The organism is Mycobacterium sp. KBS0706, assembly GCF_005938675.2.
In the GTDB taxonomy this organism is placed as follows: Bacteria; Pseudomonadota; Alphaproteobacteria; order DSM-16000; family Inquilinaceae; genus Inquilinus.
This window is the reverse complement of sequence record NZ_VCCH02000072.1, coordinates 22,873-43,012: the sequence shown is the minus strand read 5'-3', so window position 1 is coordinate 43,012 and position 20,140 is coordinate 22,873. Positions and strand designations below refer to the sequence as shown.

General features: G+C 68.5%; 18 protein-coding genes. 13 read left to right on the top strand and 5 right to left on the bottom strand.

The features are described from left to right. Positions 1-175 precede the first annotated feature (175 nt). Positions 176-1,336, bottom strand: a complete 1,161-nt coding sequence (locus FFK22_RS29995) for a patatin-like phospholipase family protein (protein WP_138891628.1) — start codon at positions 1,334-1,336, stop codon at positions 176-178. A gap of 183 nt (positions 1,337-1,519) precedes the next feature. On the opposite strand from FFK22_RS29995, the gene FFK22_RS29990 reads away from it, so the two are divergent. The 5 genes from FFK22_RS29990 (at position 1,520) to FFK22_RS43290 (ending at position 4,021) form a co-directional block, all read left to right on the top strand. After that, positions 1,520-2,269 carry an acetoacetate decarboxylase gene (locus FFK22_RS29990; protein ID WP_138891627.1) on the top strand — a complete coding sequence of 250 codons (750 nt, stop codon included), beginning with the start codon at positions 1,520-1,522 and terminating at the stop codon, positions 2,267-2,269. A 75-nt stretch (positions 2,270-2,344) separates the two neighbouring features. Further along, on the top strand, positions 2,345-2,749 hold the full coding sequence (locus FFK22_RS29985) for a low affinity iron permease family protein (protein WP_138891626.1): 405 nt from the start codon (positions 2,345-2,347) through the stop codon (positions 2,747-2,749). A gap of 71 nt (positions 2,750-2,820) precedes the next feature. Beyond that, positions 2,821-3,171, top strand: coding sequence for a hypothetical protein (locus FFK22_RS29980; protein WP_138891625.1), 351 nt, complete (start codon positions 2,821-2,823; stop codon positions 3,169-3,171). A gap of 81 nt (positions 3,172-3,252) precedes the next feature. Next, a complete protein-coding gene (locus FFK22_RS29975) occupies positions 3,253-3,831 on the top strand; it encodes a TetR/AcrR family transcriptional regulator (RefSeq protein WP_138891624.1) in 579 nt (192 codons plus the stop codon). A 40-nt stretch (positions 3,832-3,871) separates the two neighbouring features. Next, on the top strand, positions 3,872-4,021 hold the full coding sequence (locus FFK22_RS43290; protein WP_186002729.1) for a hypothetical protein: 150 nt from the start codon (positions 3,872-3,874) through the stop codon (positions 4,019-4,021). Here the strand turns inward: FFK22_RS43290 and FFK22_RS29970 are convergent. Both FFK22_RS29970 and FFK22_RS29965 read right to left on the bottom strand, forming a co-directional pair. Continuing rightward, positions 4,018-4,770 carry a DsbA family protein gene (locus FFK22_RS29970; RefSeq protein ID WP_138891623.1) on the bottom strand — a complete coding sequence of 251 codons (753 nt, stop codon included), beginning with the start codon at positions 4,768-4,770 and terminating at the stop codon, positions 4,018-4,020. The genes FFK22_RS43290 and FFK22_RS29970 overlap by 4 nt on opposite strands. Before the next feature lie 129 nt (positions 4,771-4,899). Then, complete coding sequence (locus FFK22_RS29965; protein ID WP_138891622.1) at positions 4,900-6,240, bottom strand: M48 family metalloprotease; 1,341 nt, start codon at positions 6,238-6,240, stop codon at positions 4,900-4,902. 114 nt (positions 6,241-6,354) lie between these two features. On the opposite strand from FFK22_RS29965, the gene FFK22_RS29960 reads away from it, so the two are divergent. The 3 genes from FFK22_RS29960 to FFK22_RS29950 are packed head-to-tail and all read left to right on the top strand — an operon-like array spanning position 6,355 to position 10,521. Beyond that, positions 6,355-7,497, top strand: a complete 1,143-nt coding sequence (locus FFK22_RS29960) for an aminotransferase class I/II-fold pyridoxal phosphate-dependent enzyme (RefSeq protein WP_138891621.1) — start codon at positions 6,355-6,357, stop codon at positions 7,495-7,497. Position 7,498: 1 nt separating this feature from the next. Beyond that, a complete protein-coding gene (gene mtgA / locus FFK22_RS29955; RefSeq protein ID WP_221938963.1) occupies positions 7,499-8,272 on the top strand; it encodes a monofunctional biosynthetic peptidoglycan transglycosylase in 774 nt (257 codons plus the stop codon). A gap of 59 nt (positions 8,273-8,331) precedes the next feature. Further along, positions 8,332-10,521 (top strand): calcium-binding protein, encoded by a 2,190-nt coding sequence (locus FFK22_RS29950; protein ID WP_138891620.1) that lies wholly within the window; start codon positions 8,332-8,334, stop codon positions 10,519-10,521. A 7-nt stretch (positions 10,522-10,528) separates the two neighbouring features. Here FFK22_RS29950 and FFK22_RS29945 read toward each other — a convergent pair whose 3' ends face one another. Further along, on the bottom strand, positions 10,529-11,377 hold the full coding sequence (locus FFK22_RS29945) for a glycosyl hydrolase (RefSeq protein WP_138891619.1): 849 nt from the start codon (positions 11,375-11,377) through the stop codon (positions 10,529-10,531). 266 nt (positions 11,378-11,643) lie between these two features. Between FFK22_RS29945 and FFK22_RS29940 the strand changes: the two genes are divergently transcribed. From FFK22_RS29940 to FFK22_RS29920, 5 genes are all read left to right on the top strand, one after another. Next, entirely contained in the window at positions 11,644-13,083 is a 1,440-nt protein-coding gene (locus FFK22_RS29940) for a hypothetical protein (protein ID WP_143956892.1), read from the top strand. Beyond that, positions 13,043-13,879, top strand: coding sequence for a hypothetical protein (locus FFK22_RS29935; RefSeq protein WP_138891617.1), 837 nt, complete (start codon positions 13,043-13,045; stop codon positions 13,877-13,879). The genes FFK22_RS29940 and FFK22_RS29935 overlap by 41 nt, the downstream gene beginning before the upstream one ends. Further along, complete coding sequence (locus FFK22_RS29930) at positions 13,876-15,018, top strand: hypothetical protein (protein WP_138891616.1); 1,143 nt, start codon at positions 13,876-13,878, stop codon at positions 15,016-15,018. The genes FFK22_RS29935 and FFK22_RS29930 overlap by 4 nt, the downstream gene beginning before the upstream one ends. Then, a complete protein-coding gene (locus FFK22_RS29925) occupies positions 15,015-16,046 on the top strand; it encodes an OmpA family protein (protein WP_138891615.1) in 1,032 nt (343 codons plus the stop codon). Before FFK22_RS29930 ends, FFK22_RS29925 begins: the two co-directional genes overlap by 4 nt. A 211-nt stretch (positions 16,047-16,257) precedes the next feature. After that, positions 16,258-18,615, top strand: a complete 2,358-nt coding sequence (locus FFK22_RS29920) for a xanthine dehydrogenase family protein molybdopterin-binding subunit (protein ID WP_138891614.1) — start codon at positions 16,258-16,260, stop codon at positions 18,613-18,615. A 4-nt stretch (positions 18,616-18,619) separates the two neighbouring features. Here FFK22_RS29920 and FFK22_RS29915 read toward each other — a convergent pair whose 3' ends face one another. Beyond that, the gene (locus FFK22_RS29915) at positions 18,620-20,137 is read right to left on the bottom strand and encodes a tripartite tricarboxylate transporter permease (RefSeq protein ID WP_138891613.1); all 1,518 of its coding nucleotides are present in this window, start codon (positions 20,135-20,137) and stop codon (positions 18,620-18,622) included. Between the last annotated feature and the right edge of the window lie 3 nt (positions 20,138-20,140).

The following is a 20,140-nucleotide window of genomic DNA, read 5'->3' as shown; positions in this document are numbered from 1 at the left end:
CCCTTGCGGGAGGGGGCAGGGGGAGGGGCTGCGCGCGTCCGCGCGCGAATGCGCGAAAGATCATGGTTCGCCCCCAAGGCCGGATCACCGAGCCTCGGGCCGGCTCTCTACGATCGACAACCCCCTCCCCCTATCCCCCTCCCGCGAGGGGAGGGGGACTCGGAGAGAGTGGTCCTCAATCCTCCAACCTATGCACGTCATGGATCAGGATGCCGGCGCCTTCGGGGGGCATCTCCATCCACTGCCGGCGCTTCAGTGTGCGCCTGGTGTCCTCGTAGCCGCTCTGCCAGTGCTCGCGCATCGAGGTGCCTGAGAATTCGTGGTCCTTGGCGTGGCCCTCATAGGCCTTCTGCTGGTAGATCAGGTGCAGGATGGTGATCTCCGGCAGATGCGCCATCTCGTCCCGCATCCGGCGCTCTTCGGCCGTCAGCGACTCCTCCGGCGCCTTCGCCAGCGCCTGGGCCAGCCGCGTCTTCCACAGATGCAGCCGCTTGTAGAGATCCGTCGTATAGCGGGTGCGCGACGAGTACATGATGTCCTTGTGCCGGGCCATCACGTCGTTCATGTCGCGCGGCAGCTGCCCGCGGGCGCTGAACAGGTCGACCTGGAACACCAGCGTGTTCAGCCCGCCATCCTGGTCCAGCAGATGCTGCAGCGGCGTGTTCGAGACGATGCCGCCGTCCCAGTAATGATCGGTGCCGATCTTCACCATCGGCAGGGCCGGGGGCAGGGCGCCGCTGGCCATCACATGGTCGGGCCCGATCTCCTCCTCGGCGCTGTCGAAATAGGTGAAGTTGCCGGTCAGGACATTGACCGCGCCCACCGCGAAGCGCACCGGGCCGGCATTGATCCGCCCGAAATCCACCAGCTCGGCCAGGGTCTCGCGCAGCGGCGCGGTGTCGTAATGGCTGGTCGCGCTCTTCGCCCCGGCCAGGCTCAGCCACGGGCTGACCGGATGCGGCGAGAAGAAGCCGGGCTGGCCCTGCGCCATGGTCATCCAGGTGCTGGTCGCGTTGCGCATCTGGCGGAACAGGTCGCCATCCGGGGTGTAGTGCCAGATCTTGCGCTCGGTGATCCGCTCCCAGAAGGCGCGCAGCCGCTCCAGCCGCCGCTCCGGCGGGTTGCCGGCGATGATCGCGGCGTTGATGGCGCCGATCGACACGCCCGAGACCCAGTCGGGCTCGATCCCGGCCTCGTGCAGCGCCTGGTACACCCCGGCCTGGTAGGCGCCGAGGGCGCCTCCGCCCTGCAGCACCAGGGCGACGCGGTCGCAGCGGTCGGGCCGCCAGCCGCGGGCGATCACATCGGGCTGGGCAACGGGGCTCTTCGCATCCATGGCAACCGGTCTCCTGCTCGGGGCCGGCACGATAGGTCGGGATGGATGACGGGCTGATGACGCGTGAGCCGTCCCGCTGCGATGTCACATCACTGTCGAAAGACTGTCGCAGGAGCGTCCGCGCTTGCCCTCTATGAACCGCCCCGGCCGGATCGCGGCCGTTCGGTGAAAGAGGGTGAGATCATGCGCATCGAAGACGTCCTCCGTTTGCCGTCGATGCCCGCGGCGGGGCCCAGCTACCCGGCGGGGCCGTATCGCTTCGTCAATCGCGAATACATGATCATCACCTACGAGACCGACCCGCAGGTGGTGCGCGATCAGCTGCCGGAGCCGCTGGAGCCGCTTGACCGGCCGCTGGTGCATTACGAATGGATCCGGATGCCGGACAGCTCGGGCTTCGGCAGCTACACCGAATCCGGCATGGTCATCCCCTGCAAGTTCCGCGGCGAGGAGATGAGCTTCGTCGCCCAGATGTATCTCGACGACGACCCGCCGATCGCGGCCGGCCGCGAGATCTGGGGCTTTCCGAAGAAATACGCCCATCCGAAGCTGCAGATCGTCAAGGACACGCTGACCGGCACCCTGTCCTATGCCGACCAGCTCGTGGCCATGGGCACCATGGGCTACAAGCATGAGAGCATGGCCGGCAACGGCGAGCGGACCATGGCGACGCTGTCGCGCACCCAGGTGAACCTGAAGCTGATCCCGGGCGTCGACGGCCGGCCGGAGGTGTGCCAGCTGGTCGCCTACAACCTGGTCGACATCACCCCGAAGGGCTCCTGGATCGGGCCGGCGCGGTTGCACCTGGTGCCGCATGTCAACGCGCCGGTGGCCGACCTGCCGGTGCGCAAGGTGATCGGCGCCCATCACCTGATCGCCGACCTGACTCTGCCCTATGGCCGGGTGCTGTACGACTACAACCGGCCGGGCTGAACCACCGCCCCGGTTCGGCACGATCCGGCCCGTCGTCCCGTTGTCATGGCATCCGTCCCGTTCCGGAGGATTGCCATGAAGGACGCGCCTTGGTTCTCTCGTTTCGCCAACCGGGTCGCGCACCTCGCGGGCCACCCCGCCACCTTCGGCGTGGCGGCGGGTGTGATGGTGGTCTGGGCCGCGATCGGGCCGTTCGCCGGCTTCTCCGACGTCTGGCAGCTGACCGTGAACACCGGCACCACCATCGTCACCTTCCTAATGGTGTTCCTGATCCAGAACACGCAGAACCGGGACAGCGCGGCGGTGCAGATCAAGCTCGACGAGCTGATCCGGGCGACCGAGGTGGCCCGGAATTCGATGCTCGACCTGGAGGAGCACTCCGAGGAGGAGCTGCAGCAGATCCGCAAGGAATACTGCCAGCTCGCAGCCGAGGCGCGGGCCAAGCGGGACCGCGAGCGCGGAACCCGTATGGAGACTTGATGCGGAGGAGGCGCAGGGTCGCGCTCCGACACGGCCGCGATGACGCGACGGGCCGGTCAAGGATGACGATCATGCATGACACGGACACGTCCCGGGCGGCCGCCCGGCCGGCCCCGGCCGGGACGATCTGGCAGCGCACCGACCCGGAGTCCCGCCGCCGCATCGCCAGCTTCGGCCTGCGGCTCGGCATGGTTCTGGCGCTGCTGGGGCTGATCGCGCTGCCAGGCAAGCGCTCGCTGGCCGACATGCTGGCCCTGCTGCAGATGGTGATGTTCCTGTCCGCGATCTGGACCAGCCTGTTCGCCTGGGCCGCGCGCGAGGCCCCGCAACCCGGCCGGCTCGCCCTGTGGGACGAGGCCCTGGCCTTCACCGCCCTGTTCCTGCTGGTCCGGATCCTGCGCACCGCGGTGCTCGGGGTGTAAGAGCGGCTCCTTGCGAGGCATTGACATCTCCGCCCATCTCATCATAGTTAGTTAACGATCACTAACTTCTTGAGTCGCGGCATGGCCGGCAAGGGCAGGGAGACGAGGGCGCGGATCGAGGAGGCGGCCATCCGCCTGTTCGCCGAGCGTGGGGTCGAGGGCACCTCGGTGCGCGACATCGCCGCCGCGGTCGGCGTCACCGAGGCGGCGCTGTACCGCCACCTGACCTCGAAGGACGAGTTCGTGGCCGGGCTGTTCGCCGACCGCTATGTCGCGCTCGGCCGCCAGGTCCATGCGGCGCAGGAGGGGCTGGACGGCTTTGCCGCGCGGATGCGGGCGATGGTCGAGGCCTGCTGCCGGCAGCACGACCGCGACCCGGCGCTGTTCCGCTTCCTGCTGATCGTCCAGCACCGGGCGCTGCCCAGCTTTGCCGTGGGCGAGCCCAACCCGGGCGACGTCGTCGGCGCCGTGATCCTCGACGGCATCCGCGAGGGCGCCGTGACCATCGCCGACGCCCGGCTGGCCACCGCCATCGTCTTCGGCTGCGTGCTGCAGCCCGCGGTGTTCCTGCTCTACGGCCGGCTCGAAGGCGGCCTCACCGACCATGCGCCAGCGATCGCCGGCGCCATCCTGCGGGCGCTGGGCGGCCCCGCCGCCTGACATCCGCATCCCCCGTCCGTCTCAGCGCAAGGAGACGCTCATGATCGACCCGATCGTGTTCCTACTGATGATCGCCGCCATGATCTGGCTCGGCGTCCAGGTCCTGACCCAGCGCAGCGCCATCCGCGAGCTGGAGTCCCGGCTCGACCTGATCGATGACGAGGTGGCGCTGCCCCGGCGAGGGCCTTAGCCCGCCCGGTCCTTGTCGATCTGGCTCTTCAGCGCGTCGAAGCCGACGGCGCCCGGGATGATCTGGTCGTTGATGACGAAGGCCGGCGTGCCCTGAACCCCGAGAGCTTCGGCCAGGTCCATGTTGGCGCGCAGCTCCGCCACCACCGACGGGTCGTTCATGTCCTGCTTCAGCTTGTCGAGGTCGAGCCCGACCTGCTTGGCGGTCTCGTAGATCACATCGTCGGTCAGCTGGCCCTTGAGGCCCATCATCTTGGTGTGGAAGTCGAGATACTTGCCCTGCTTCTGCGCCGCCAGCGAGGCGCGGGCCGCGGTCACCGAGGCCGGGCCGAGGATCGGGAACTCCTTCAGCACGACCTTGAGCCCGCTATCCTGCTTCATCAGCCGCTCCAGGTCGGGCTGCGCCCGCTTGCAGTACCCGCACTGGTAGTCGAAGAACTCCACCAGCGTGACGTCGCCCTGGGCGTTGCCGATCACCGGCGAGGACGCGCTGCGGAAGATCTCCTCGGCCCGGCTGGTCAGTGTCTGGGCCTTGGCCGAGCGCTCCTCCTCGTCCTTCTTGGCCTGGTAGGCGTCCAGCGCCTCGACCACGATCTCCGGATGGGCGCGGATATAGTCGCGCACGACCTGTTCGATCGCCTCCTTCTGGGCCGGGTCGACCGCGGGCGTGCTCTGCTGGGCCCAGATCGACGGCGACGCGATCGCCACCGCGGCGAGGACGGCCAGGCTGGCGAGGCGGGGGCGGAGCATCGGGGTATCCTTTCGCTGAAGCATGTCCCAACTAGTCGCCTTTCGCGACGGGATGATCAAGGGTTACCGCCACTCCGGCGGCATTCGACCGCAACGGTCTGCGCTGGCGGCATGGCTCGGAGACGGCTGTCAACCAGGCTTGTCCTCGGCCTGCCGCTGCAGATCCTGAGCCCGGCGCCAGCCGGGCGAGCCGCGCGGCAGCAACTGCAGCGCCCGGTCGACCTGGGCCCGGGCGTTCGGCTTGTCGCCGCGGGACAGGTTGTCCTCGGCCAGGGCCAGCGCGGCCTTGCCCATGTCGCCGATCTTGCCGTAGGCCGTGCCCAGCAGCCGCCAGACGATCGGCGGCGTCTTCTCCGGGTCGACGCTGGCTCGCTCCAGGTCGCGGATGGCGCTGCGCAGCTCGGCATCCGAGCCGCGGTCGATCTTGGTCTGCGCCAGCGGGATCAGCAGCAGCGGCTCGCCCGGCAGCAGCGCCAAAGCGCGCTCGTAATAGGGCCGGGCCTCGGTCAGACGCCCGGTCTCCAGCAGGATCTGGCCGCGCAGCTCGAGGTAGTAGGGGTTGCGCGGCTCGGCCTTGATCAGCGCGTCGGTGCGGCCCAGCGCGTCGGCGAAGACGTTGTTGCGATAGGCCGCGATCGCCCTTGCATATTGCGCCGGGATGCCGGTGTCGCTGGGCGGATAGACCCGGGCCACGCTCAGCGGCTCGGTGAAGCCGAACAGCTTGGCCCGCATCCGCGCGAACATGTCGTCATAGCCGGGCGGCATCGGGCGGCCGCGCAGCGGCGACGTCTCGACCGCCTGCTGCACCGCCTCGATCCGGTCGTTGGTCAGCGGATGGGTGCGGGCGTATTCCGAGCCGGAGGGACGGGCCAGCTCGGCATCCTGCATGCGCTTGAGGAAGCTGAGCATGCCGTCGGCCGGGATGCCGGCCTGGGCCAGGAAGCGCAGGCCCGCCTGGTCGGCTGAGCTCTCGATCCCGCGGGTGAAGTTGACCATGTTCTGCCGGGCCATGTCCTGGGCGGTTATGACGCCGGCCATGCCGGCGTCGCCGCGCCCGGACGCGGCCCCGGCGGCGGCGCCCAGCAGCGACCCGATGGTGGCGATCAGCCGGTTGCGCTCCATCTGCTCCGCGCCGCGCACCAGATGGCCGCCGGCGATATGGCCGGTCTCATGCGCCAGCACGGCCATCAGCTCGCCGGCGCTGCGGGTCTCCAGGATCAGCCCGGTGTTGACGAAGATGTTCTGGCCGCCGGCGACGAAGGCGTTGGCGTCGTCGTCATTGACCAGGAAGATGGTGACCGCCTCCGGGTTCAGCCCGGCCGCCCGGAAGATTGGCGTCAGCATCTTGTGGATGCTAGTTTCGATCTCGGCGTCGCGGACCACCGGAATGCGTTGCGCCTGGGCCGCCGCGAGCGGTCCGACGATGACCGCCGCCAGGGCCAGCACCAAGATCCGAATGACCCGTCCCAACGCTCCGCTCCCCCCGTGCCGGCGATCCGTTCCGATGGATCATCACGCTAGAAGCCGACTGTGTCGACCCGGTGGCGCAGTGCCCGTCCAGACCGTTGCCGAGACCCACCCGTCATGAAGATCTCCCGCCGCGGCCAGGTGCCGCCCTTCATCGTCATGGATGTAATGACTGCCGCCGCGGCGCGCGAGAAGACGCATGGCGACGTGCTGCATCTCGAGGTCGGCCAGCCCAGCACCCCGGCGCCGGCCGGCGTGCTGGCAGCGGCGCAGGCGGCGCTGCGCGACGACAAGATCGGCTACACCGTGGCGCTGGGCATCCCGCCGCTGCGCCAGGCCATCGCTGACCACTACGGCCGGGCCTACGGCACTACGGTGGCGCCGCAGCAGGTGGTGGTCACCACCGGCTCGTCCGGCGCCTTCCTGCTGGCCTTCCTGGCCGCCTTCGACGTCGGCGACCGGGTGGCGCTGGCGGCGCCGGGCTATCCCGCCTACCGCAACATCCTCACGGCCCTGGGCATCGAGGTCGTGGAGATCCCGGCCGGGCCGGACACCCGCTACCAGCCGACGCCGGAGCTGCTGGAGAAGCATGGCGGCAAGCTCGCCGGGCTGATCATCGCCAGCCCGGCGAACCCGACCGGCACCATGCTGTCGCCCGAGGCGCTGGCCGATCTGACCGCCTATTGCGAGGCCAAGTCGATCCGGCTGGTGTCGGACGAGATCTACCACGGCATCACCTACGGCATGGGCACGGCGACGGCGCTGCAGACCAGCGGCAGCGCCATCATCGTCAACAGCTTCTCGAAATACTATTCGATGACCGGCTGGCGGCTGGGCTGGCTGGTGCTGCCGGAGGAGTTGCTGCGGCCGGTCGAATGCCTGGCGCAGAACCTCACCATCTCGCCGCCGACCCTGTCGCAATATGCGGCCGTCGCCGCCTTCGATTGCGGCGAGGAGCTGGACCGCAACGTCGCCCGCTACGCCCGCAACCGCAGCCTGCTGCTGGAGGCGCTGCCGCGTGCCGGTTTCGACCGCCTGGCCCCGGCCGATGGCGCCTTCTACCTCTATGCCGAGATCGGCCACCTGACCAACGACAGCGTCGAGTTCTGCCGGCGCATGCTGGCGGAGACCGGGGTGGCGGCGACGCCGGGCGTCGATTTCGACCCGGTGCGCGGCCACGCCACCATGCGCTTCTCCTTCGCCGGCGCGACCGGGGAGATGGCCGAGGCGGCGGACCGGCTGCATCGCTGGCTGCGTTAGGATGGCGCGGGCGGCGCGGCGCCGGGCGTCCCGCTGGCGGCTGCCGCGCCTGCCTCTGCCGCGCCTCGCCTTGCCCGGCGCGCTCGGCCGCTGGTGGGGCCGGCGGCGCTGGTGGTCGAAGATGCTGTGGGGCCTGTTCGCCCTGCTGGTGCTGGCGCCGCTGGCGCTGACGGTCGTCTACCGCGTGCTGCCGGTGCCGGCGACGCCCCTGATGGTGCTGCGCCTGTTCGAGGGCGAAGGCTGGCATCGCGACTGGGTGGCCTGGAGCGAGATCGCGCCGGTGATGGCCAAGGCCGCGGTGGCGGCGGAGGACAACCTGTTCTGCCGGCATGACGGCTTCGACTGGGACTCGATGCAGAAGGCCTGGGACCGCTACCAGTCCGGCGTCGGCCGGCTGCGCGGCGGCAGCACCATCTCGAACCAGACGGCGAAGAACGTCTTCCTGTGGGACGGCCGCACCTTCATCCGCAAGGGCTTCGAGGCCTATCTGACCGTGATGATCGAGGCGCTGTGGCCGAAGCGCCGGATCATGGAGGTGTATCTCAACGTGGTCGAGCTCGGCCCCGGCGTCTATGGGGTCGAGGCCGCGTCACAGGCCTATTTCGGCAAGAGCGCGGCGCAGCTCTCGGCGCGCGAGGCGTCGCTCCTGGCCGCGGTGCTGCCGAACCCGCGCGGCTGGTCGGCCGGCAAGCCGTCGCGTTACGTCGCCGGCCGCGCCGCCACCATCCAGCGCCGCATCGGCCAGCTCGGCGACCTGTTGGACTGCGTGTCCTGACCCGGATCTGCAACCTTCCGTTCCTATAGTTGTTTGTCGCTAGGAAAACGGGGGGACACATGGCCGACGACATCATCCTCAACACCAACACCGAATATTCGCAGGACGAGCCCGCGACGGCGGCGCTGGCCGGCGGCGGCTTCGTGGCGGTGTGGGACGACGGCAACCAGGATGACGACGTCGACGGCTTCACCGGCGTCTATGGCCGGGTCTTCGACGCGCAGGGGCGGGCGCTGACCCCCGAATTCCATGTCCCGATCGACGATTACGACCAGCAGCTGCACGCCAAGGTCGTCGGCCTGTCCGACGGCGGCTTCGTCGTCGCCTGGGAATCGGACGGGGTCGACCGCACCGGCGCCGACAGCAACGACTTCAACATCTTCATGCAGCGCTTCTCGGCCACCGGGCAGCGCATCGGCGACCAGGTCCAGGTCACCCCGGACCGCGAGCTCGACCAGCGGCTCGACGAGCTGGTGGCGCTGCCCGATGGCGGCTTCCGCATGGTTTATGTCGCCTCCAACCTGCGCACCGACTGGGACGTCTACACCCAGCGCTTCAGCGCCACGGCCGCGCGGGTCGGGGGCGAGGTGCTGATCAACACCGATGTCGACACCGGCCTCGCCTTCGCCGGCGGCTACCTGACCCCCGGCTATCAGCTGTTGCCGCGAGCCGATGGCAGCTTCATCGCGGCCTATTGGGAGGAGCCGGAGAGCTACAACGGCCGGCAGATCTACACCCAGCGCTACGACGCCGCGGGCCACGCGGTCGGCGCGCGGAGCCTGGTGTCGACCCTGGCGGGGCTCGACGACAACACGTCTCCGCGCATCACGAGCCTGGATGGCGGCGGCTATGCCGTGGCCTGGACCAAGCGGGACGACGCGGATCTCGACAACACCGATGTGTGGCTGCGCACCTATGACAGCATGGGCCATGCCCTGACCGCGCCGGTGCAGGTCAACACCGACATGACCGAGGGCCAGTATCTCGGCGAGGTCCTGGCGCTGCCGGGCGGCGGCTTCCTGGTGACCTACGCCTCGTGGTCGGCCGACGTCAGCGAGTTCCCCTACGACTATTACGGGGCGAACGGCCGCACCTACGACGCCGCCGGCCGGCCGACGAGCGACGTCTTCTACATCTCGGAATTCGTCTATGAGGACATGGGCAACCTCGGCGCCATCAAGCTGCGCGACGGCGGCATCGTCGTCAGCTGGCACGGCGGCGCTCTGGTCGAGGAAGACGTCTTCGCCACGGTCCTCGGCCAGGGCACCGGCGCCAACGACGTGATCGCGGCGGTGATCCCCGGCACCTGGCGCGGCTTCGGCGGCGACGACCGCATCACCGGCACCGCCTTCGCCGATACCCTGGCGGGCGATGCGGGCAAGGACGACCTGCGCGGTGGCGCCGGCAACGACGTGCTCCGGGGTGGGGCAGGGGCCGATGCGCTCGACGGTGGCGCCGGCATCGACACCGCCAGCTACTATGAGAGCTCGGTCGGAATCACCGTCAGCCTCGCCGGCGGCGCCGGCGTCGGCGGCGACGCCCAGGGCGACACGTTGATCGGGATCGAGACCCTCTCCGGCAGCCAGGGCAACGACACGCTCACCGGCAATGCCGGGGCCAACACGCTGCAGGGCTGGAACGGCAACGACGTGCTCCGGGGCGGGGCAGGGGCGGATGTGCTGGCCGGCGGCGCTGGCATCGACACTGCCAGCTATTACAGCGGCACGACGGGAGTCGTGGTCGATCTCTCCACCGGCAAGGGCAGCGGCGGCGAGGCCCAGGGCGACACCCTGTCCGGCATCGAGAACCTCAGTGGCGGCCAGGGCAGCGACCAGCTGGCCGGGGACACGGGCGCCAATGTGCTGCAGGGCTGGAACGGCAACGACGTCCTCATTGGCGGCCGCGGCGCGGACACGCTGACCGGCGGCGCCGGGGCCGACCGCTTCGTCTATATCGGCACGGTGCACAGCCCGGTCGGGGCCGGCGCCGACCGGATCACCGATTTCAGCCATGCCCAAGGCGACCGCGTCGACCTCTTCGCCATCGATGCGAACACCGTCGCCGCCGGCAACCAGGCCTTCAGCTTCATCGGCAGCGCGCTCTACACCGGCATCGCCGGCCAGCTCCGTTATTCCGTGGTCGGCAGCAGCACCACCATCGCCGGCGACGTCGACGGCGACAAGGTCAGCGATTTCCACATCATCCTGACCGGCGCCACCGCCCTGGTGGCGGCCGACTTCGTGCTGTAGGCGGGCCCTAATCTCCCGCGGCGCAGGGCGGCTCGGTGGTGACCGATCCGGCGGCATTCCCGTCGAACTCGGCATAGATCCGGCCGAGGGCGGTCAGCGCGCCGGTGTCGTCGACCAGCCGCGAGGTGACGGTCGCCTCGCGCCAGGCGCCGGCGCCCATCCAGGCGTAGCGCTCGACATAGGGGCGGCGCTCCAGCTCGGGCAGGACTTTCCGCATGAACCGCTCCGTCGCCCCGATGCTGTAGCGGTTCCTGCGCCCGTCCCGCGCGGCCCAGTCGGAGACGGCGAATTCGGTAATCCAGATCGGCTTCCCATAAGCCTCGTGGATGTCGTCGATCTTGCGCAGGAAACTCCTGGCCGATGGCGCCCCGTACCAGTGGACGGCGACGAAATCATACTCCTTGCCCTGCTCGGCCATCCGGGCCGCGAAGCCCTCGAACCAGGGGCCGAGCGCATTGACGGCGGCCGGGCTGCCGATGCGGCGGGCGAGGGGACGGAGCCGGTCCCAGGCCTCGACCGCCGCATCGACCGGCATGTCGGCCTGGCGGCGCCCGTCCGGCTCGTTGAAGGCCAGCAAGGCGCAGGGCGTCGGTCCCTTTTTGAGCTGCGCGACCTGCCGGCCCATCTTGTCGCCGTCCGACCAGATCATCGGCACGAACTGTGCCGATCCCGCCGACTCGATCGCCGTCGTGTTCCAGGTGTAGTACCAGTGCGCCTTCAGCAGCCTGATGGTGCCGGCCGCATCGGCGTCCTCGGGACCGATCGCCACGCCCTTCTTCTCGCCGGCGACAGAGGGCGCGGCGGCCGCGATCGCGAGCGCGCAGATGACGGCACGGAACAGGGCGGTCCGTCTCATGGTGACCTCGGCAACGATAACCCGGGCAATCGATGAGAGAGAGACCTAGCACACCCGTCCGCCGCCGGAAGCGCGTCCCTCCGCCGCGCGGGAGGAGGCGGCCCGCATCCGGCGCTACAGGGGTCGGCCCGTGACCGGCCGGCCGCGATCGGATCGAGGCAGATTGACGCGCCGTCTCTGACAGGGGATATCTCTGTCCATGTGGTAAGCAGATTTTGAGCCGGATTATGGGGTCGCCTCTGAAGTCGTTGACGGCAGTTCTGAATTTGGCGCCAAGCAACATTGACGCTACGACCACGGTATTTCCATCGATCAGCAGTGAATCTATCGCTCAGCGGCTGGACCTCGAACGGGAGGCGGAGCGCAGAGGCAAGGAGAATTTGCCGCAAACCGATGCCCTCGACCTGGATGTTGTGGAAGCCAAAATCCTCGATGAGGTATCGGACGTCAGACGGATCGGACTGACCGCCTATGAGAGCGAGATGCGGGTCTATGCCGACCGTATGAGCGGCCTGGATGTCGAGGGCAAAGTATCCGAGATCGACATCTCCATCTCCAATGGGATATCGGCGCTGCGGGAACGGGTCCATGTCGGCACGGATCATCTTTATCTTCAGGGCGAAAGACTGAAGCTGCTGCGGGAAGAGCTGGAGCGGTTCCGCGATCGCCATCGCCTGGACCGGACCGCCCATCTGCCGACATCCGCCAAGCGTCATACGATGCGGGCGATCATCTTTCTGATGCTGGCCGCGGAGTCGATCATCAATGGCAGCTTCTTCATGGAGTCGAACGAGCTCGGCCTGATCGGCGGCGTGTTCACTGCCTGTACGATCGCGGCGGTCAATATCTTCTTCTCGTTCCTGTTCGGCAGAATGACTGTCCAGGTCAATCACCGGAATCTGATCAGGAAGACGGCGGGGGCGGTCGCATTCCTGGCGTTCCTGGTGTTCGCGATCGGCTTCAATCTTTTCGTGGCGCATTTCCGAGAGGTCGCGGGCCTGGTCAATTGGGAGGCCGCAACGCGGCAGGCGGCAGGCCAGTTCTGGGCGGACCCGCTGGGCCTGACGATCTTCAATTCGTGGATCCTCGTCTTCGTCGGCTTCGCTTTTGCCACGGTGGCCTGGATCGAAGGCTACGGATGGGACGACCCTTATCCCGGCTTCGGCAATGTGTGGCGGCGCTGGGAGCGCTCGATCGCCGATTACGCGCATGAGAAGGAAAGCCTGCTGGAGGAGCTCCGCGACACCAAGGACGAGGTGCTCGAAACCATCAAGAGCGCCCGGGCCGACATCGCGTCGCGGATCCGGAACTACATCCAGGCGTCCGATTACCGGGATCATCTGCGGCTCGCGCTGCCGGTCTTCCTGGAGCAGACCCAGCAGGCTGCGAACGCCCTGATCGGGCGGTATCGGGAGACCAACACCCGGAACCGTTCCACTGCCGCGCCGGCCTATTTCGCCAAGCCCGTCTCCCTGTCGAAGGTCGAGCCGGTGGCCGGCGAAGCCGAAGCGTCGACCAGGCGGACGGAGCTGGGAAACCTCACCGAGCGGGCCGACGCCATGCTTTCGGACCGGACGGCGGAGCTGCTGGCGGAGTTCGAGTCGACATTCGGCGAATATGAGCGGATCAGCCGGTTTGCCAGGGGATTGAGTGCCAGGGGAATGAATGATGGTCGCGAGACGCCGTCGCCTGCGGAAAAGGCGTAGCGCATCGGAGTCCGAGGGCCTCTGGAAGGCCGGCCTGATCGCGGCGGTGGCCTGCGCCCTCTTTGCCGGTGGCGCATGGATCTATATGGCAGCGGCCGGCGCCAACCCGAAGATCGACCCGGTGACGCTCTGCCCGGCCGACGGTCCTGCCGGGGTGGCGGCGGTCCTCGTCGACACGACGGATACGCTCTCGCCGGTGCAGCGCCTCGACGTGCTCAACAAGTTGCGCGGGCTTCGCGAGGAGCTGCCGCGCGGCTGGCTGGTTGCGATCTATCCGGTCAAGCCGACGCCGGAGCAGCCGCCCCGGGCATCGCTGTCGCTGTGCAATCCCGGCCGGGGGGAGGGGCTGAGCCAACTGACCTCGAACCCCGCTCTGGTGGAGAAGCGGTGGCACGAGGCCTTCGATGGTCCCCTCCAGGATCTTCTCGGCAGCCTGGTTTCGGAAGGGCAGGGAACCTCGTCCCCGATCATGGAGACGATCCAGTCCGTGGCCGTCGCCGAGTTCGGGGACCCCGACAAGAAGACGCTGCCGAAGCGGCTGGTTCTGGTGTCCGACATGCTTCAATACAGCCGCAGTTTCTCGCAGTACAATGGCAACAAGAGCTTCGCCGAATTCGCAAAGACGGGTGCCTACCGGTCCCTGAAGAGCGATCTCAGGGACGTCGACGTCGACATATTGTACATCGCCCGAGCCAATCAGGAGCGGCGCCAGAACGCAGACCTAATCGAGTTCTGGACGGATTTCTTCGCCGCCGACGGCGCCAGCGTAGCCAGAATTGTGAGGATATTCGGATGACTCACGGCCTGTCGGCGCAGCCGCGCCGCGCTTTCCAGACCCAGGTCTCCGGCGTGGCCGACAAGGTCCTGTTTGCAGGCGCCTTCGTGCTGGGAGTCGGGCTGATCATCGGTCTCAAGCTTTACGACGCGAAGCAATGGATGATCAGCCTTGGCATCGTGTTCTGCATGGTCGGGTATGTTTCGATCTGCCTGACTGTGCAGATCGCGCAAATCCGTGAAGATATCGTGGCCGACAATGTTTATTATCTGGGCTTCCTGTATACCTTGACCAGCCTGGGGATGGCGCTTTATCAAGTGGCATCTGTCCAGGACGACCGATTGATCGAGGATCTGCTCTCGAATTTCGGCATTGCCTTGCTGTCCACGATATTGGGGATCTTTCTCCGGGTCATGGTGAGCCAGATCCGGCGCGATCCGGTCGAGGTCGAGCGCGAGGCCCGGCTCGAGCTGGTCGACGCGGCGGCACGCCTCAAGGGCGAATTCCGGGGGATCGTCCTTCAGTTCAACGATTTCCGGACGGAGATGACCCAGATCCTCCGGGAGGGGGCCGAGCTCACGGTCAGGCATCAGGGCGAGGTGCTGGAGCACTATAGCCACACGATCGGAGCGGAAGTCCGCTCCGTCGCCGAGCGGGTCTCGGTCGACCTGGCGGCACCGCTCGCCAGCGGGGCTCAGGATATCGGGCGGGCGACGGAAGCGCTCCGGTCCCGTGCCGAGGAACTGGCCCAGCAGCTGTCCACATCTGCCGCCGAGGTCAGGAAGGCCGCGGGTTCGTTCACCAAATCACTGGATGATTCATCGCGGCGCGCGGGCTCGCTGGCCGATCGCTTTGCCGAGGAAACCGGCCGCGCGCACAGCCAGGCGCTCGATGCGTCCGGCACTCTCGTGACTCAGCTCACGCTGCTGCGGACGGATCTGGGGCGGCTTCGCGACACGATGGCCCAGCATTCCGAGGCGATGGGCGTCGTCCGCGCGGCCGGACGCGAGGACGCGGCGGCGATCGCGCAGGCCCTTCGCGAACTCGGGGCCCGTATCGATCAGCGGCCGCGGGCGGAGACCGGCATCCGCGGCGCTGATGCGGAAGGGGACTCTCCAGGCGAACCGGCGGCGCCCAGGAGCTGGTGGTCGCGTTCATGACGACTGACCAGCCTCGGCCGAGCCTGCCGCTTTCGGATCGCCGATCCTACCGCCGCGGCGTGATCCTGGGCCTGACCGTGGCCGAGTTCTTCCTGCTGTTGTCGTTCGTTCTGGTCCTGTCCCTGGCTCTGTTCCTGGCGCGCCAGTCCGGCGACCGGGCGGCGCTGAAGGAGATGCAGCGGATGCTGGTCGACGCCGGGTCGCAGGACAGCGTGCGGGACGTGCTCAAGCGCATCAGCGCCCTCGAAGAGGCGGTGCAGAGCCGGGACGAGAGGATCGCCGCGCTGCTGGCGGAGAAGGAGGAGGCCCGGCCGCTTCTCGAAGCCACCGCCGGGATGGACAAGAAGGAGATCGACGACTTCGTCGAGTTGGTGCGGGGGATTGCGGCCAAGAAGCGGAACGGCGAAATCACGGCCGACGACATCGCCCGAATTGCCAAGAATGCGGATCTGGTCGACACGGTCCGCAGCATCACCGATTCCTGGCAGGATTCGAACCGCAGGATCGGGCAGGCGCTGAAGGGGGAGTTCGGCAAGGACCTGTCGCGCTGGAATGCGGAGATCGATGATGACGGATCCGTGTTCCGCTTCCTGTCCCCCGACGTGCTGTTCGACCAGGGCCGCGCCAGCCTGACGCCGGCATTCAAGGGCACTCTCGCGGATTTCTGCCCACGATTCCTGCGGCTGCTGAACGAGCGACGCGACGCGATCGCGGAGATCCGGATCGAGGGGCACACCTCCTCGGAATGGCGGCAGAGCACCCCCGCGAGAGAAGCCTATTTCCTCAATATGGGGCTGTCGCAGGAGCGGACGCGATCGGTGCTGGAATACTGCCTGGGGCTCCGGGACATCGCGCCTGTCGAGGGCTGGGCGAGGCATATGCTCGTCGCGGTGGGCATGTCCTCGAGCCGCCCGGTGCTGGACCGCGGCGGCGCCGAGGAGTCCGACCGGTCGCGCAGGGTCGAGTTCCGCGTCGTCACCGATGCGGAGGCCCGCATCGGCGAGATCGCTCAGCAGCTTTCCAGGTAGCGGGATCGAAATTCGGGCTGGAATCCGGCCCGGCCGGGCTCCTATGCTGGCGAGGCCTGCGCCCAGCCGGGGGGAGCGTTGCCGAAACGGCGCCTCTCCCATCCCTGGCCCCGCCCCTAGTCTGAATTTCACCCTTCTCGAGAGCCACGGCAGACGCCTCGCCATCGAGCGTGACGCCTCGGCTCCCTCCGCAGCGATCGAGGCTTCGCCGATGAACGATCTCTTCAAGGCCGAGGATTCCGCCGCCCTGCAGTTCGGCATCGGCCAGCCGGTGTCGCGGATGGAGGACCCGCTCCTGCTCCGCGGCGAAGGCCGCTACACCGACGATGTCAGCCTGCCCGGCCAGGCCTATGCCGCCTTCGTGCGCAGCCCTCATGCCCATGGCGTGATCGCCGGCATCGACGCCGAGGCGGCCCGCGCCATGCCCGGCGTGCTGGCGGTCTACACCGCGTCCGACCTCGCGCCGATGGGCTACGGGCCGCTGAAATGCGTGATTGCGTTCCAGCACCGCGACGGCACGCCGATGACGACGCCGCTGCGCCACGCCCTGGCCTCGGGCAAGGTGCGCTTCGTCGGCGACCCGGTCGCGGTGGTGATCGCCGAGACCGCGCATCAGGCCCGCGACGCGGCCGAGGCCGTCGCGCTCGACATCGACCCGCTGCCGGCTGTGACGCGCGTGGCGGAGGCGGTGGCGCCCGGGGCGCCACTGCTCTATGACGACGCGCCCGGCAACCTGGTGCTCGACTATCACTTCGGCGATGCGGAGAAGGTCGCCGAGGCCTTTGCCAGGGCGGCGCATGTCACCCGGCTGGAGATCCTCAACAACCGCGTCGTCGTCAACGCCATGGAGCCGCGCGCGGCGGTGGTTGCCTACGATTCCGAAACCGGCCGCTTCACCGTCCATGCGCCGAGCCAGGGCGTGTTCGGCAAGCGCAACAATCTGGCCGAGGCGATGGGCCTGCCGCCCGACCGGATCCACCTGATCACCGGCCATGTCGGCGGCTCCTTCGGCATGAAGGGCGCGGTGTTCCCGGAATATGTCTGCCTGCTGCACGCCGCCCGGGCGCTCGGCCGGCCGGTGAAGTGGACCGACCAGCGCTCCGACAGCTTCGTCTCCGACCATCACGGCCGCGACATGGAGGTGGTGGGCGAGCTGGCGCTCGATGCCGAGGGCCGCTTCCTCGCCACCCGCTTCACCGGCTACGGCAACCTCGGGGGCTATGTGTCTCAGGTCGGCCCGATGATGACGACGCTCAACATCGCCAAGAACTCGATCGGCATGTACCGCACGCCGCTGGTCGAGGTGAACACGATCTGCGCCGTCACCAACACCGTGCCGATCGGTGCCTATCGCGGCGCCGGGCGGCCGGAAGGCAACTACTACATGGAGCGGCTGATCGACACGGCGGCCGCGGAGATGGGTCTCGACCGGGTCGAGCTGCGCCGCCGCAACATGGTGGCGCCGGACCAGTTCCCCTGGAAGACCCCGGCGGGAACAGCCTATGACAGCGGCGACTTCCCGGGCCTGCTGGCCCGCGCCGTCGCTGCTGCGGATTGGGACGGCTTCGTCGCCCGCCGCGAGGACAGCGCCGCCCGCGGCAAGCTGCGCGGCCGCGGCATCGGCTGCTATCTCGAGGTCACGGCGCCGCCGGCGAACGAGATGGGCGGCCTGCATTTCGAGCCGGACGGCACCGTCACCATCGTCACCGGCACGCTCGATTACGGCCAGGGGCACTGGACGCCCTTCGCCCAGGTGCTGCATTCGAAGCTCGGCATCCCACTCGACCGCATCCGCCTGGTCCAGGGCGACAGCGATCGCCTGATCGCGGGCGGCGGCACCGGCGGCTCGAAATCGATCATGGCCAGCGGCGCCGCGATCCTGGAGGCGGGCGAGCTGGTGATCGAGAAGGGCCGCCAGATCGCCGGCCACCTGCTGGAGGCCGGCGCCTTCGACGTCGAGTTTCGCAACGGCCGCTTCACCGTGGCCGGCACCGACCGCGGCATCGGCCTGATGGAGCTGACCGGCCGGCTGACCGCAGGGCTGCAGCTGCCGCCGGACGTGCCGGATTCGCTCGATGTCGACCACGTCTTCAAGCAGGCGCCGTCGGCCTATCCGAATGGCTGCCACGTCGCCGAGGTCGAGATCGATCCGGACACAGGCAACACCGCAGTGGTGCGCTATGTCATGGTCAATGATTTCGGCACGGTGGTGAACCCGCTGCTGGTCGAGGGCCAGCTGCATGGCGGTGTCATGCAAGGTGTCGGCCAGGCGCTGATGGAGCGCACCGTCTACGACGGCGAGGGCCAGCTGACCACCGGCTCCTTCGTCGATTACCAGATGCCGCGCGCCGCGGACGCCCCGCCGGTCTTCACCTTCGAGAGCCGGCCGCAGCCGACCGCGACCAACCCGCTGGGCGCCAAGGGCTGCGGCGAGGCCGGCTGCGCCGGATCGCTGCCGGCGGTGATGAACGCCGTGGTTGACGCGCTGTCCGGCCTGGGCATCCGCCACATCGACATGCCGGCGACGCCGCTCGCGATCTGGCAGAGGATCGCGGCGGGGCAGGGGTAGGCGCTCAGTCCTCTTCGGCCGCCAGCTGCGCCAGGATGCGGCCCTTGCCCATCTGGCGCAGCACCAGCGGCACCACCACGACCAACACGGTGATGGCCAGCAGGGTGATCGAGATCGGCGAGGACACCAGGATCATCGGGTCGCCGCGGCTGTTCTGCAGTGCCCGGCGCAGCGGCAGCTCCGCCATCGGCCCCAGGATGAAGCCGACCACCACCGGCGCGATCGGGTAGTGGAAGCGCCGCAGCATGTAGCCGAGCAGGCCGAAGGCCAGCAGCAGCCCCAGCTGGAACGATGACGGGTTGGACCCGATCGTGCCCAGCGTGGCGAACACCAGGATGCCGCCATACAGCCAGGGGCGGGGGATCGACAGCAGCCGAACCCACAGCCCCACCAGCGGCAGGTTCAAGACCAGCAGCATGGCATTGGCGACGAACAGGCTGGCGATCAGGCCCCAGACCAGGCCCGGATTGCTCTGGAACAGCAGCGGGCCGGGCTGGATGTTGTATTGCTGGAACCCGGCCAGCATGATCGCCGCCGTCGCCGAGGTCGGCAGGCCGAGGGTCAGCAGCGGCACCAGCGTGCCGGCAGCCGAGGCGTTGTTTGCCGCCTCCGGCCCGGCCACGCCTTCGATGGCGCCATGGCCGAACTCCTCAGGGTGCTTCGACAGCTTCTTCTCGGTGGCATAGGACAGGAAGGTCGGGATCTCGGCGCCGCCCGCGGGCATCGCCCCGATCGGGAAGCCGAACAGCGTGCCGCGCAGCCACGGCTTCCAGGACCGCTTCCAGTCCGACTTGCTCATCCAGATCGAGCCGCGGATCGCCTCGACATGCTCCTCGGTGCGGCCCCGGCCGCCGGCGACCGACAGCGCCTCGCCGATCGCGAACAGGGCGACTGCCAGGATGGTGACACCGACGCCGCTCAGCAGTTCCGGGCTGCCGAAGGTCAGCCTGGCCCGGCCGCTCAGCTCGTCCAGGCCGATCAGGCCGATGGCCAGGCCGATGGCCAGCGATGTCAGCCCGCGCATCGGTGAATCGCCGAAGGCGGCGGAGACGGTGACGAAGGCCAGGATGATCAGCGCGAACTTCTCCGGCTCGCCGAAGGAGATCGCGATCTTGGCGATCTCGGGGGCGATGAAGGCCAGGCCGGCCGTCGCGATCAGCCCGGCGACGAAGGACCCGATCGCCGCGGTCGCCAAAGCGGGGCCGCCGCGGCCGGAGCGGGCCATCTTGTTGCCCTCCAGCGCGGTGATGATCGAGGCGCTCTCGCCCGGAGTGTTGAGCAGAATCGAGGTGGTCGATCCGCCATACATGCCGCCGTAATAGATGCCGGCGAACATGATCAGCGATCCCCCGGGGTCGAGGGAGTAGGTGACCGGCAGCAGCAGCGCCACGGTCAGGGCCGGGCCGATGCCGGGCAGCACGCCGACCGCGGTGCCGAGGGTGACGCCGATCAAGGCGTACAGCAGGTTGATCGGCTGCAGGGCGACGGCGAAGCCCTGGGCGAGGAAGCTGAAGGTGTCCATGCG